We start from the raw sequence: 14,060 nt of genomic DNA, 5'->3' as shown, positions 1-14,060 counted from the left end.
CAAAACGAGTTCCGCAGGCTAGATTCCTGTGCTTTGCTACAGCACTGAAATTGTACGCAAAGTACGCGTACGATTCCAGTACTTAGGCAAATGCTCAGAATCTTAACAGCCTACTCCACTCTCTAAGATTTATACCAATTCCAAACTGAAGAGACGTCCCTTTCATCCTGATAACTAATGGCAAAAGTACGCTGACTATTACCGCAACGAACATAAATCAATAAGCTAGCAAGTCCCTTATGATCCAACCAAAGACTCGAACGTCGCTCCATATATTGAATCCTGGATTTGGGAATATAATTAACTTCCTTAGTCATAAACCTATTATTCTGAAGCACTAAAAACTCCTCATTTAAAATTTGCACTTTAGAACGTTTTGCCACCAAAATTGCAGGCACATACCAAAAGAACAATCCTAGAATAACTACGCCCGTGACAAGCCAAGGATTGGGAAAGGCAATCCAAACAAGAAAACCAATTGTCGGGATAGCCCAAAGAGTAGCGTTACGTAATTCATAATAGTAAGTCCAGCCAAGTGGTTTGGACGTTATCTTCGTCACTGGTACCTGTGGCAAAAATTGTTTCAGAAATTTTTCAATCCGGTTAGTCGCAATCACTGGCATGATGACAATATCTTTTTCAGTGTCGCCTTCTGTCGAATTGGAAACTATTACTAACTGAATCGTGGCAATCTTCAAGAAGCTTCTCAATAACGGTTGTTTAATCACAACTGCTTGAATTCTTTTCATTGAAATACTAGTCTTTATCGATTGAAATAATCCGCGCGTCATTTCCAATTGCCCGTTACGTTCTACTAACTGAAAATGATAGTATTTTGAAATCAGAATCAACGTTGAAATCAGATAGAAAACAGCTAATATCAATAAAACACCCACCGTTATAAATAGAACTCCTAAATGAGTCATTTGACTCGTCACATTCTGGTAAAGATCGTCATTGATGACATCTTTTATTTTTCCATACACAGCAGCTACCGCTAACAAAGCACTAAAAAAAGCTGGTGAAGTTAGCGAAAATTTCAACAAATCACGCCAAGCAATCGTATAGATATTCTCTTGTGGTCGATCACTATTCACCGTTACGGTATCGTTATTCCGCAACTGATTGATTTCTTTTTTGAGTGAATCTGGGACAGCCTTTAATGCAACCTCAGCTTTTTCTGATTGTCCTGCCGTCTCAATTTCCAGTTCTTCTAGTCCAAAGGGCTTCAAAAAGAACCACTGATTCGTCGTTACATTCTGAATTCGGTCATAAGGAACGTGATTGATTTTTTTGACGAATACGCCTGATTTAATAATGATCTCATCGTCCAGAATTTGGTAAGTAAACATCAAATAACTGAGAAGGTTTAACGCGACAATCAAAACTATTAAGCCTACTATGACGGCAACTATCCAAACTAGTGGTAATGATCTGCCAATCCCCAAAAGTACAATGATTAGTGGAAAAGCCATTTTCTTGATTGATTCATAGACAAACATTAACAGTGATATGGGATGCATTCGCTGCGGATTAGAGGTCATTGCGAGCCTCCCGTGCTAATCTCATGATTAACTTCTTGAGGTCATCGGCTTCAGCACTTTTAATTCCTGAAATATCACTGGCCCCAGCAGCTGTTTCGACAATAACTTTCTGAAGATCTTTCCATCTTAAAATGGGACCCTGCTTCAAAGTAACATTTTGAATTCGAGCAATAGGAATAATAATCTGCTTTCTAAAGAAGAATCCATGATGCAATTCAACTTGTTGATCATCTATGTAATAGGTCCAATAATTCCAGTGATAATTAATTAATAATATTTCAATTAGAGGTACAAGAGCGGTTAATACTAAAAAAATTATTCCGGCTATTAACAAAAATGTCTGCATCCCCTTTGGTGCAAACATTTTACCAATGAATATTGCCACAGCAATTATCAACGAAATCATGCAATCTATCAGTGCATTTAAGCGCCAAATCATTTTGATATCTTCTGGTAGTTTCTTTACTTTATCCATTTACAGCTCCCCTTTTGTTCTTTAAGCTTATCATCTCCATCAAAAAAGCGATAGGTCACCAAAATGATGATCTATCGCTTTTGTTTTATATTTTAACTACTGCAACGCCAATCAAACCAGGACCTGTGTGTACTCCTAAGGCTGGTCCAACTTGTTCTGTAAATTCTTGTTTTCCTTGGATGCCATTGTCGTGCAACAAGTCTAACATCTTCTTGCCACCGACTTCGTCAGCTCCATGACCGATACCGATAAGATAGTTGTCGTCTTCCTCAATAAATTTCTGAGCAAAATCTAACATCATCTTTTGACCCTTTTTCATACCTCGAGCCTTAGCGGCAATTGTGTAAGAACCATCTTCCTTACAACTGATGATTGGTGCTAGTTTCAACATCCCTCCAACGACTGAAGCGGCAGCACTGATTCTACCACCCGCTCTTAAATAAGTTAGTGTGGGAATACAGAAGTAAACGACAGCGTGTTTGATCATAGTTTCTACTTGAGCGCCCACTTCATCAAAACTCTTGCCCTCATCAATTAGGTTCTTAGCTCCGACAGCGATTAATCCTGAAGCTATAGCAACTTGCTTTGTATCAAAATACTTAGCCGTAAAACGGTCATCATCATCTAAAAAGACTTTCAAAAAGTTAAAGGTTCCACTCAATCCCGATGACACGGATATAGAGATAATGTGTGTGTAACCATCTTCAGCAATCTGGTCTAAGGTCTTTTGAATTGATTCACCTGAAGGCAATGAAGTCTTTGGGATTTCAACTGAGAGGCCTTGATAAACTTCTTCGGCGGAAATGTCGACACGATCAAGATAAGTCTTATCATGATATGCGATTTGCATTGGTAACTCATAAACGCCATTTTTGTCACGGTATTCTTTCGGTAAATCACAACAAGAATCTACCAATACAGCAATCTTTTCCATTTTATTCGCTCTTTTCGTCTTGATTATTACATTCAATCATTAATATTTTTTTAGTAATTAATTTCGTTGCGAAAGCCATTGTTGCCATTTCAACCATTAAATAGGCTGAGGACTGATTCTTTTCTGAGAGGATTTGCCCCTCTTCACGGTGATTTAGCATTTTTAAGGCTAATTCTTGTTTATCACAGAAAAAATCAAAGGCTTTGGCAATGCCCCCATTCAAATTAGTTTGAACTTCCAAACCTGATTGAATTTCATTGATCGACACTACTTGTTTCAAAAAAGTTATTGCAATCAAATATGCCAAGTGTTCGCGTGTATAACGTTTCTTGACGGGGTGTGGCAATAGGCCATTTTTGACGTAATTATTGACCATCGATGTTGTTACAACTGGTCCTTCTTCTAACCAAATTGGTCCAATGTACTTATCAACTAATGTTAGTAGTTGATCTCGATACAGGTCCAATTCGGGTAGATCCTCAAACCTTGGTAATCGATAATTTTCTAGTTTATCTAACCATTCTTGTAACTCATCCATGAACACGCACTCCTTTTGTAATTACCAATATAATTTATCATAATTATTAAAACTATGCAATCTAGTAATCAAAACTAGATAGATGAGTGGGTAAAGTTAGTGTTCTATTGCCGTCCTCCGCAACAAGAAAATTTGGCTGGAACGCAGGGCGGCCTGGAAGCTAATAAATTTGCACTTTGTGCAAATTCATGGATCTTCAAGCTCGGCCTTTACCTAAGCAATAAATTGCTAAGGTAAACCTCATGGCTGAGCTAATTTTCTTGTTGTTCCAGACTAAATAGTAATTCGATTGTTCACTTGGAATAAATATCTTAATGCTTTATTTTCCATATCAAAAAACGTCCGTATCACCTTATATAGGTAAACACGAACGTTTCTTTAGTACTCAATGATTCTTTTTTGCCACAATCCTTTTACTTATCATCCAATCCACTGATTGTTACTGACGATGAGATATTAACTGTATTTCCTGATACTGACCCTGAGAATTTCACATTGTCTCCGTCTCTCACAAAGATATTTTTAGAATCATTCTTACTTGAAGCATAGAAAACTTTATCGCTATTGGTCAATAAGAAAATGATATTGTCGCCATCAATAACTGCTCGTTTGACGGTTCCACTAAATGTCTTTTCAACGCTTGTATCGGACGAACTGGCTGTGGTCAGTCCGTTGGAAACTAATGCACGATATTTTGTCAAAGTGGTTTTAGCATCGTTGCCTACGGAAACGCTGCTTTGAGTTCCGTTACCATTTGCTAAAAGATAAACATACGACATGAAGGCACCATTTGAATCTATCATTGAAACGATCCAGGTTGGTTTGCCGTCAATTCTATAAAGTAGCGGCATACTTGCTTTCCATTGGGTCTGTTTCATTCTATTTTCAGCGAGGCTCTTGGCTCTATTTGGTGTCATCGCATCTTCTTTTTCACGATAGAAATACGTTTTACCATTTCTAGCATTAACATAAATGTAGCCTAATACTGAGGTTTGTTTCTTATTCTTACTTGTCATTGAAGCAAAATAATATACCTGACCTTTATAGGAAATCGGTGTAAATTCTTTATTTACTCCTTCTGTTCCCACATCATCAACGGCTTCCATAACTCCGGTTCTTGAACCGCCGATTCCATGAGCATTCCACCAACCATTTCTGTCGCTGCTAAAGGATTCAACTTTGCTTGAGGCAATGCCGGGATCAAATGTTACATCTAACCATTTAGGTGCATTCTTTTGTTCAATGATTCGTGTTTTTCCCGTTTCTGCGTCAACCATACCTAACCAAGTTTTTTTATAGTTAGGCGATCTAGTGATTCCATACGTTTTGTAAAGTGTTTTTACATAGTATGGTTTACCTTTTTCATCGATTTCTAGTTGAGCATCCCCGCCTGTCAGCACTAAGTTAGAACCTTTAATTGCTGAATAAATACGTCTGTTAACGTCATGTCCGAAATACGCTGACGGTGTATAAGCCATATCTTTTTTTACAAATTTGGGATGAGAATTCTTTGAAGTTGCGTCGACAATAAAATATCCAGGTACTTTCTTATAGTGTACATACCTAAAGAAATCCCCTTCAAAGTCTAGTGGTGCAATGTAAACTAATTTTCCATGATAAAACTGAACTCTTAAATGATTCAAGCTATAAACGTTTGAGTTTTTTACGTTGGAAAGAGAATTTTGCAACTGACTGCTGACAGTCTTGTTCGAATTAACAACCGGAACTTCCTTCTTGCTGGAGCTGATTACCGGCATCGGTGCATCTTTTACTTGTTGCGACTGTTGGACGTTTGTTGTCTTAGCAATTGCTTTTGCAAAAGGTCCCATATTGACGATAGTACCCAGTGCAACCACAATAACTAAGGCCAAAATAATACCGAACCCTGGTTTAGCAATATATTTAAGATTTACCGTCGATCCACCATGCGCACTTCTGACACTAACCTTATTTGGACTAAAGATTAAGAATAGTAATCCAAAGATAATTGTACATAGTAATAGATTAATAAGATTGTAAAAAATTATATTATACAAATAAGCTCCTGGTAAGAATATAAACACATATAGATATTGGATCAAAAAAATGATTAACTGTAAGCCAACATAAAAAGCTGTATGTTTCTTATCAAAAACTATCGCTAAAATCATTGGCAAGAACGATAGTATTCCAAATTTCAGCGTCAAAATCAAAAAATCATAAAACATAATAATCCCCTCCCTAGTAGTCATAGAATATCATATTTTGATTTGGGACCATATCGGATTGTAAAAAAATAACAGCCCCATTAGAAATTCAAGACATGCTTGAATCTCTTAATAGAGGCTGTTTTCATTTAGTATTTGGATTTAGTCTGGAGCAAGAATTTAAATCACTCAAGACTTTCCTTCAAATTATATTCACGTCTACCAAAAGCAACGGTCATAATAATGCCAATCGCTGTCAATAAGACGATATAACCAACGTTTCTACTGAAGTTGGTATCTCCAAGATACAAGTCTCCCAAGAGAGTTCCTAAAACTGTGACCCAAATACCAATTCTTTGAGTTCTAGTAAAGGCTGTTCCGGTTTGACTTCTCTTTTCACGCTTAGTTATGTATGGCAATACAAAACCTAAGCCAATCAATACAAAGATAGCAACAAAATTAATAACTAATTCATACCACCACATTGATGATCCGAAAGCAACGTCTTGTGGACCTACAGCAGCGATTGTAGCTACTCCTGTCAATCCTAGGCACCACCAGCCAACGATCAATGACATGGTTTTATTCTTAATATAAACATATCCTGACGAATAGATATCATTCCTCATTCTAACTTTGATGAAGGACCAGAAGATCCAACAAGTGACTCCTGGTGAAATGATTCCGTTCAGATTTAATAACCAATTGAAAATATCTTTCATGTTTGGTAACAAGATGCCTAAGAACATGATAAAAGCACTCAAACCAACTGTTAGTAGGTAACCATTAATAGGCAATCCAGCTGAGTTAGTTTTTCTCAAGAATTCTGGCATGTATTTATTACCAGTGTCAGAAATCAACATTCTAGTCATCGCATTCAATAGGACTGCCAATAAGGCTGCTAGGTAGAAAATTTCGGTGAAGGCAAATAAGTACATTAACGTATTACCCATATGAAATTTATTTCCTAGAGCTTGGAAGGCATAATATGATCCATTGATCTTCAAGTCGTCTGGTAGATGATAAGCGTTAAAGAACACTCCCAAAGAGAATGATCCAAAGATTGTCAAAAAGCCAGTCATTACTGACAGCATAATCATAGCCTTAGGAAAATCTTTATTAGGATTACGCATCTTTGTAACGAATGGCGCAATTCTTTCGGCTCCATTAATAGCAAAGATCAAGAATCCTAGAGTCGTTAGATAATGTAGATTGAACGATGGCACAATTGTATGGAATGTTAATGGTTTAGTCGCAATGTGGCCTCCCATCATTAAAGCAGTAACGGTCATTATTACGAATAAAACAGTCATACCGAACATGGCAATTCCGCCAATTGTACTCAGTACTTCCAACGAACGTTCAAATCTTGATTGAATGATAATGAAGAAAATAAAAATCAATAATGTAAATAGTGCAAAATGACTGTTCGACATCTGTGTCTGCATTCTATCACTACCGTTAACGACCCAGCCCATAGCTACAGCAATCGTATTAGCTGTATCAACGACATAAGGAATCGAAGCGGCCCAATACGTCCAGGCTGCAAAATATCCTAAAAATTCTCCACTAGTCTCTCTGACCCACGATGTTAATCCACCACCGTCATCATCAAAGGTCGAACCCAGCTGGCCTACCATCAATGAATATGGAATAACATACAGTAGAATCATAATGATCCAGGACGTAATTACGCCCATCCCTTGATTTTGGAAATTGTAGGTTAGATCGTCGAATCCAACCACAGTTACAAAATCCATTAAAGCTAGCACTGGCCAGCTGATATACTTCTTCTTTGTTCCCAAATCTGTCATGGCGTTTTCCTCAGTGAAAATAAATCATACTTTCTTAATTTACTCACCAAACGGCTACTTAAAATATACAATATTTTTTGCGAAATAAATTAAAAAATGATTCAAAAATATAAAAAAATTTAAGCGCTTACTTCCCCGACATGACCGCAACAGTAACTGTTGCCTATTTTGTGTACAATTTGGAAAGTTAGCAACTCGAAATATTCTACCATAAAAGCCATCAGCTGGATATACAAAATTTTCCCCAATCAAAAACATTTCCTTCAACAGTCATTAGAGTATTATCAATGTAATTAAAGATGTTTAATTTGGGAGAAAAATTATGATCAAAGATCTCATCAATCGACATAAACTACTAACCTTATTGACTTTAATTTTGGCAGTTGCTACAAGCGCCTTAACAACCTTCGCCAATCTAATTCTGATTTATGCCATCAATGCCATTACTGATAAAAAACTTAGTTTGTTTATTCTACTGATTTTAGGGATGCTGGTATCTTATTTAGTTTGTTCGATTGCTGGTTATTTCTCCAATGTGTTGGAAGAAAAGCTGATTCAAAATGAAAACCATCACATTAGAAAAATTTATATTCAAAAGCAGGAACGGCTAGCCATGAATGGCACTATCAATCCTGATAAGTCCATCAACCTTCTAACTAACGATATTTTATTGTTCGACCAACAATACCTAAAAGGTTTCTTCAAACTGTTTAACTGTGTTTTCAGTGTTGTCTTTTCATCTGTTGCTCTAATCACTTTACACTGGTCCCTCTTTTTACTGTCAGTCATAATGACGGTTGCTTTAATGTTATTACCTAAATTGATGGGGCAGAGACTTCAACGAACCACTAAAAATATTTCTAACAACAACGACCAATTGTTACACACTCTAAATGATTGGTTCAAAGGTTATCAAGATTTATTTTGGAATAAGGCATTAACCCAGATATGGAATCAAACACGTCCCGCTTTTAATAATTTGGAGAATTCCTACATCGAACAAAAAAAGGCTCAACAAAATGTTTCCCAATTTGAAGCCTACATCAATGTGGCCTCTCAAGCTGCGGTGATAGCCCTAGCCGGTATTTTGGCTATTAAAAATATTGTTTCACTTGGTGTCGTTGTTAGTGCTGGTAACTTTGCCTTTCAAATGTTTGGCGCTGTTTCCGTCGCCACTGACAGTATTATCATGTTACAGTCGGGAACTTCCCTACGTGATAAAATTGTCACCGCAATTAAGCCAACCGATAAAAAAGATATTAACGTCGATCAATTGGAATTAAATAACTTCAAATCCATTGAGGCTAAAAATTTATCATATAAATATCAAAATGGTGAATCTATTCATTATCCCGATTTCTCGGTTAATATTGGCGATAAAGTTTTAATTACCGGCCCTAGTGGTAGTGGTAAAACTACTCTTATCAATCTTCTAACTGGTCATCTTTCCAATTATCAAGGCTCTTTAAAACTCAATAATCACGACTACACAGATTTTTCAAAAAATGCCTTCCTCAATATCATCGGATTGCAACCGCAACACTATCACATTTTTAACGACACGATTCTCAACAATATCACCTTGCACAATCCAGATTTCAGCAAGGATCAAGCAATAACTGCTATTAAATCAGCCCAACTAGATCAAAAGGTAAATTCTTTAACTCAAGGTTTAGATACAATAATCGGTAATGATAGTGACGTTCTCTCTGGTGGTGAACTCCAAAGGGTCTCTCTAGCTCGATTTTTTATCCGTCAACAGCCGATTCTAATTGTCGATGAAGGTACCTCAGCCTTGGACAAAAAGAATGCGGAACAAGTTATGAACATTTTGACCAGCAACACTAAACTGACCTTATTTGTAATAACTCACAGCATTGATCAAACTGTTCTAAAAAAATTTAATAAACATATTGAATTAATCTAATATCATTTATTCAAAAATGAAAAACGGCTTCTGGTTAGAAACGTATAAATACGTTTATCTAAACAGAAACCGTTTATTTTTATCTTAAAAATTTAGAAAGAAGATAATAAGTAGAAATGTTTACTAGTCTGGAGTAAAAATTGAAAATGCGGAAGGCGGAATTTTAAATCCATTTTTCCTCTAACCAAACTTAATCCGTAATCCTTATTATGATTCTTTCAGATTATATTCTTTCCAACCGAATGCAATAACCAGAGCAATTCCGATTATACTGATAAGCACGATTGAAACGATATTATGTTCGTAATTAGAACCACCTAGAGCCAAGTCACCAACGATTGTTAGGAACAAAGCTGCTAGGATTCCTGTCCATTGTAGACGTGTAAAGGCCGAACCAGTTGTACTTCTACCCTCACGACGTGTTACGTATGGCAAGACGACACCTAAACCGATCAAGACGATAATAGCAACGAAGTTAATTACTAATTCGTACCACCATGTTGGTGAGGCAAACTTAACATCTTGAGGTCCGATACCAAAGATCGTAGCTACGGCTGTGATGATCAAGCACCACCAACCAACAGCTAGAGCTAATTTATCATTTTTAATATAGACATAGTCTGAAGGGAATTTTTGACTGTCTTGTCTGATCTTGATGAAAGCAAAGAAGATCCAGCAAGTAACACCTGGTGAAATAATTCCGTTCAAGTTTAATAGCCAGTTGAAGATATCATTCATACTTGGTAAGAAAATACCTAGTAACATAATGAAAGCACTCAAACCACAAGTTAGTAAGTAACCATTAACTGGTAGACCGTTGGAATTAGTTTTACGTAAGACCTTAGGCATGTACTTAGCACCCGTGTCAGAAATCAACATTCTTGTCATAGCGTCCAATAGAACGGCTAACAAGGCTGCTAGGTAGAATACTTCGGTCCAAGCAAAGATGTACATCAAAGTATTACCCATGTGATATTGTTTACCCAATGCTTGGAAGGCGTAGTAAGAACCGTTCATCTTCAAGTCATTTGGCAAGTTAAATCCATCAAAGAACACACCCAATGAGAATGAACCAAAGATAGTCAAGAAGGCCGTCATAACGGCTAACATGATCATAGCTTTAGGGAATTCACGCTTAGGATGACGCATCTTTGTAACGAAAGGTGCAATAAGTTCCGCACCATTAACCGCATAAATCAACAAACCAATAGTTGTTAGATAATGCAAATCGAGCTTAGGTACGATTGTATGCAGATTCATTGGTTGTGTTGCAATATGACCACCAGCAGCAAGTCCGGCAAAAGTCATTAACACAAACAATACAGTCATTCCAAACATGGCGATACCACCAATAGTACTCAAAACTTCGAGTGAGCGTTTGAAACGAGATTGTACAAAAATAAAGACAATAAAAGTTACTAATGTCCAAAATGCGAACCAGCCGTTTGACATTTGGCTTTGCATCTTGGCATTACCGTTGTAGGCCCATCCGAGTCCAACAACGATTGAATTAGCAGTATCAACAACATAAGGAATTGAAGCTGCCCAGTAAGTCCACGCAGTAAAGTAACCTAGAAATTCGCCACTTGTACCACGAACCCATGAAGTAAGTCCCCCACCTTCATGATTGAAAACTGATCCCAATTGACCAACCATTAATGAATATGGAATAACATATAGAAATAGCATGATAACCCAAGAAGTGATAACACCCATACCTTGGTTTTGGAAGTTATAAGTTAAGTCATCAAAACCGATTACGGTAACGAAATCCATTAAGGCAAGAATAGGCCAGCTTATATAGTTCTTTTTTGGTTCTAAATCTTCCATAATAAGCTCCTATAAATTTATATACATATTAAGCACAATTTTATATTTTACACTTTTCAATTTATATACATAGAGCCTAAAAACGTTTTCTTTAATTAAATTATTTATTATTTATCAATTTCAATCGTCGACATTAATAATTTATCTGCCAAATTCGACAACTGAGTGATATCAAAATCTTTTTTACGCATCGCCGTGTGCAATACTCCTACCATTCCCCAACAGCAGTAATTCAAAATATATTCGGCTTCCTCTTGATTTGAAAAAGGAATTATTTGTTCACCATTGGTAACTGTCAACTGAATCAATTTTTGCATCAATTCTGAATCAGGGTTGCGGCATAAGACACCAATCATTTTCTGATTGTCTTCAATGTAAGACATGACGACCTTAAAGAATTTAGGCCCTATATCACGCTCTTCATTGGGAGGTTCAAAATCCTTCAGTATTTCACCAAATCGGTTCATGACAAAATCTTCGGTCTTGTGGAGTAGATCGTAAATATCTTCATAGTGAAGATAAAAAGTACGACGATTAATATCAGCCTTGTCTGTGAGTTTTTGAATCGTTATTTCTTCAATTGGCATGACTGACATCAAATCAATAAAATTATCACGGATCGATTTCTGTGTTCGTCTAGTTCGACGATCATTTTCGTTCAATTTGTCCCCTCCTTTACTGCACAACTTTGTTGTTTTCGTGTATTAAGACACGAAATTAATAACTTTGTTTATTGTTCACAAAGCATCTTCTTAATATTATATAGCCATTAGTCAAGGAGGTACATATCATGTATTTAACTTTAAAAGAACTCAGACACGATAAATGGAAATTCGGTGCGTTAGGATTGATCATCTTTTTGATTGTTTTCCTCGTGCTCTTTATCACAGGATTAGCCAATGGCCTAGCCAACGACAGTGGTTCTGCCATTAAAGAGACTCCCGCCGAAACCTTCATTCTACAAAAAGGCTCACAAGCTCGATTAAATCGATCTAAATTAACTAACCAAGATTGGCAAAAATTTCAAAATAAATATCATAACGCCGCTACAAAACTAAGTATTGCGCAAATGACGATCCAAAGACAAAATAATGCCAGTAAGAAAACCGATATTGCTTATTTTGTAATTGATAAGAACAGTTTTCTCGCTCCTAACACTGTTAAAAATATGACCGGCAATCAAGTCTATGTCAGTCGTAAGTTAGAAGCTGACGGATACAAAGTCGGTGATAACTTCAAAGATTCCAACAGTGGCAAAACTTTTAAAATCGCTGGTTTCACTAGTAACGAATCCTATTCTCACTCTCCTGTCATTTACTTGAACAACAAACAGGCGCAAAATATTCTTCCCGATTCTCAAAGTTTCAACGCTGTCGCACTCAAGGAGAATCTAACTAAGAGATCCGGCTACCAAGTCATCAGCAAACAAACATTGATCAACAATATTCCCGGTTACTCAGCTGAACAAAGCTCCCTTTACCTGATGATTGGCTTCCTATATCTCATTTCACTATTTGTTCTCGCGGTTTTCTTCTATATCATCAACCTACAAAAAATCAGCGATTTCGGAACACTCAAAGCCTTGGGAACTACTACTTCTTACTTAGTTAGACACGTTCTTACAGAAATGGGACTATTGTCGGCTGGTGCTATCCTCGTCTCATTCTTAGTAACTTATCTGATAAAACTACAGATGCCGGCTTCAATGCCGTTCAGTCTCAGTTTAACGACACTATTAGGTACTGGGCTACTATTTCTCGCCATCGCCATTCTGAGTGCTCTCTTGTCGCTCATCAAAGTTGTCAAAATTGACCCTATCACCGCTATTGGAGGTAACAAATAATGTCAGTTCTAGAATTGAAAAATATTATAAAGAATTATCCTGACGGACAAAATATCAATGAAGTGTTAAAAGATATCTCTTTTCAAGTAGAAAAAGGTGAATTTGCGGCTATCATGGGACCCAGTGGTGCTGGTAAAAGTACTTTACTCACAATTATGGGGGCTCTGCTTTCACCTAGTTCCGGAACCGTTCTACTGAATAATCAAGATATCAGTAATTTTTCTAAGAAGAAACAAACACAAATTAGGTTAAATGAAATCGGCTTTATCTTTCAAAACTCTGATTTGATTCCATATCTAAAAATTTCTGAACAACTGCAATTTATTCAAAAAATTTCCAAAAAGAAACCCGCTGACGCCATCGCCATTTTGGAAAAGTTAGGCCTCGGCAATCGTTTAGACAGCTATCCTAACGTTCTATCCGGTGGGGAAAAACAACGTGTCGCTATTGCTAGAGCTTTTATCAATGAACCAGATTTAATCTTAGCCGACGAACCAACAGCCAGTTTAGATTCAAAACGTGGCCGTGAAGTGGTCCAAATTATTCAAGAAACCGTTCATGAACAAAACAAGGCTGCCGTAATGGTAACGCACGATGAACGTGTTCTCGATTTAGTCGATACGCTTTGGCAAATTGAGGATGGTAAATTGAAGAAAGTAACTAAATAGTTCTTCTCAAACATGTTGTGGTGTAAAACTGCCGTCCTCCACAAAAATTGGGAATGCTGTTGGAACGCTATGGGCGCGATTCGGAGCTAATCATTTTACACTTCGTGCAAAATAATGGATCTCCGAAGTCGGCCTTATTGTAATCGGCAAAGCCGATAACAATAATCTCATAGCTGAACGCATTCCCAATTTTTGCTCCGGACTAAATCCGGTTCTATTTATCAGTTATTGTAAAATTTAAATATTAAAAAACAGACTCTATTAAGAGATTCAGACATATTTGCATGTCTTGAAATACTTA

General features: G+C 36.9%; 11 protein-coding genes. 3 read left to right on the top strand and 8 right to left on the bottom strand.

Going from position 1 to position 14,060, the window contains the following annotated elements:
* Window positions 1-122: 122 nt before the first annotated feature.
* The 6 genes from U8526_RS05505 to U8526_RS05480 form a co-directional block, all read right to left on the bottom strand.
* Window positions 123-1,544, bottom strand: a complete 1,422-nt coding sequence (locus U8526_RS05505) for a PH domain-containing protein (RefSeq protein WP_334340963.1) — start codon at window positions 1,542-1,544, stop codon at window positions 123-125.
* A complete protein-coding gene (locus U8526_RS05500) occupies window positions 1,534-2,019 on the bottom strand; it encodes a PH domain-containing protein (RefSeq protein ID WP_334340962.1) in 486 nt (161 codons plus the stop codon). The genes U8526_RS05505 and U8526_RS05500 overlap by 11 nt, the downstream gene beginning before the upstream one ends.
* 85 nt (window positions 2,020-2,104) lie before the next feature.
* Window positions 2,105-2,953, bottom strand: a complete 849-nt coding sequence (locus tag U8526_RS05495; protein ID WP_334340961.1) for a DegV family protein — start codon at window positions 2,951-2,953, stop codon at window positions 2,105-2,107.
* A gap of 1 nt (window position 2,954) precedes the next feature.
* The gene (locus U8526_RS05490; protein ID WP_334340960.1) at window positions 2,955-3,491 is read right to left on the bottom strand and encodes a DUF1836 domain-containing protein; all 537 of its coding nucleotides are present in this window, start codon (window positions 3,489-3,491) and stop codon (window positions 2,955-2,957) included.
* Between the two features lie 413 nt (window positions 3,492-3,904).
* Window positions 3,905-5,698, bottom strand: coding sequence for a hypothetical protein (locus U8526_RS05485; RefSeq protein WP_334340959.1), 1,794 nt, complete (start codon window positions 5,696-5,698; stop codon window positions 3,905-3,907).
* A 164-nt stretch (window positions 5,699-5,862) separates the two neighbouring features.
* Window positions 5,863-7,491 (bottom strand): APC family permease, encoded by a 1,629-nt coding sequence (locus U8526_RS05480; protein WP_334340958.1) that lies wholly within the window; start codon window positions 7,489-7,491, stop codon window positions 5,863-5,865.
* Window positions 7,492-7,813: 322 nt separating this feature from the next.
* On the opposite strand from U8526_RS05480, the gene U8526_RS05475 reads away from it, so the two are divergent.
* A complete protein-coding gene (locus tag U8526_RS05475; protein WP_334340957.1) occupies window positions 7,814-9,418 on the top strand; it encodes an ABC transporter ATP-binding protein in 1,605 nt (534 codons plus the stop codon).
* A gap of 207 nt (window positions 9,419-9,625) precedes the next feature.
* Here U8526_RS05475 and U8526_RS05470 read toward each other — a convergent pair whose 3' ends face one another.
* Both U8526_RS05470 and U8526_RS05465 read right to left on the bottom strand, forming a co-directional pair.
* Window positions 9,626-11,248: an APC family permease gene (locus U8526_RS05470; RefSeq protein WP_334340956.1), complete on the bottom strand. Its 1,623-nt coding sequence runs from the start codon at window positions 11,246-11,248 to the stop codon at window positions 9,626-9,628.
* A 107-nt stretch (window positions 11,249-11,355) separates the two neighbouring features.
* A complete protein-coding gene (locus U8526_RS05465; protein ID WP_334340955.1) occupies window positions 11,356-11,910 on the bottom strand; it encodes a TetR/AcrR family transcriptional regulator in 555 nt (184 codons plus the stop codon).
* Window positions 11,911-12,038: 128 nt separating this feature from the next.
* Here U8526_RS05465 and U8526_RS05460 point away from each other — a divergent pair, with 128 nt between their 5' ends.
* Window positions 12,039-13,091: an ABC transporter permease gene (locus U8526_RS05460; RefSeq protein ID WP_334340954.1), complete on the top strand. Its 1,053-nt coding sequence runs from the start codon at window positions 12,039-12,041 to the stop codon at window positions 13,089-13,091.
* On the top strand, window positions 13,088-13,759 hold the full coding sequence (locus tag U8526_RS05455; protein WP_334341143.1) for an ABC transporter ATP-binding protein: 672 nt from the start codon (window positions 13,088-13,090) through the stop codon (window positions 13,757-13,759). The genes U8526_RS05460 and U8526_RS05455 overlap by 4 nt, the downstream gene beginning before the upstream one ends.
* The last annotated feature ends 301 nt before the right edge of the window (window positions 13,760-14,060 follow it).

This window comes from Companilactobacillus sp. HBUAS56275, assembly GCF_036913655.1.
GTDB lineage: Bacteria > Bacillota > Bacilli > Lactobacillales > Lactobacillaceae > Companilactobacillus > Companilactobacillus pullicola.
This window is presented reverse-complemented; position numbering and strand designations above follow the sequence as displayed.

Excerpts from the sequence above, each read along its gene's own strand:
- U8526_RS05505 (WP_334340963.1), bottom strand. The coding sequence starts at position 1,544 with ATGACCTCTAATCCGCAGCGAATGCATCCCATATCACTGTTAATGTTT.
- U8526_RS05500 (WP_334340962.1), bottom strand. The coding sequence starts at position 2,019 with ATGGATAAAGTAAAGAAACTACCAGAAGATATCAAAATGATTTGGCGC.
- U8526_RS05495 (WP_334340961.1), bottom strand. The coding sequence starts at position 2,953 with ATGGAAAAGATTGCTGTATTGGTAGATTCTTGTTGTGATTTACCGAAA.
- U8526_RS05490 (WP_334340960.1), bottom strand. The coding sequence starts at position 3,491 with ATGGATGAGTTACAAGAATGGTTAGATAAACTAGAAAATTATCGATTA.
- U8526_RS05485 (WP_334340959.1), bottom strand. The coding sequence starts at position 5,698 with ATGTTTTATGATTTTTTGATTTTGACGCTGAAATTTGGAATACTATCG.
- U8526_RS05480 (WP_334340958.1), bottom strand. The coding sequence starts at position 7,491 with ATGACAGATTTGGGAACAAAGAAGAAGTATATCAGCTGGCCAGTGCTA.
- U8526_RS05475 (WP_334340957.1), top strand. The coding sequence starts at position 7,814 with ATGATCAAAGATCTCATCAATCGACATAAACTACTAACCTTATTGACT.
- U8526_RS05470 (WP_334340956.1), bottom strand. The coding sequence starts at position 11,248 with ATGGAAGATTTAGAACCAAAAAAGAACTATATAAGCTGGCCTATTCTT.
- U8526_RS05460 (WP_334340954.1), top strand. The coding sequence starts at position 12,039 with ATGTATTTAACTTTAAAAGAACTCAGACACGATAAATGGAAATTCGGT.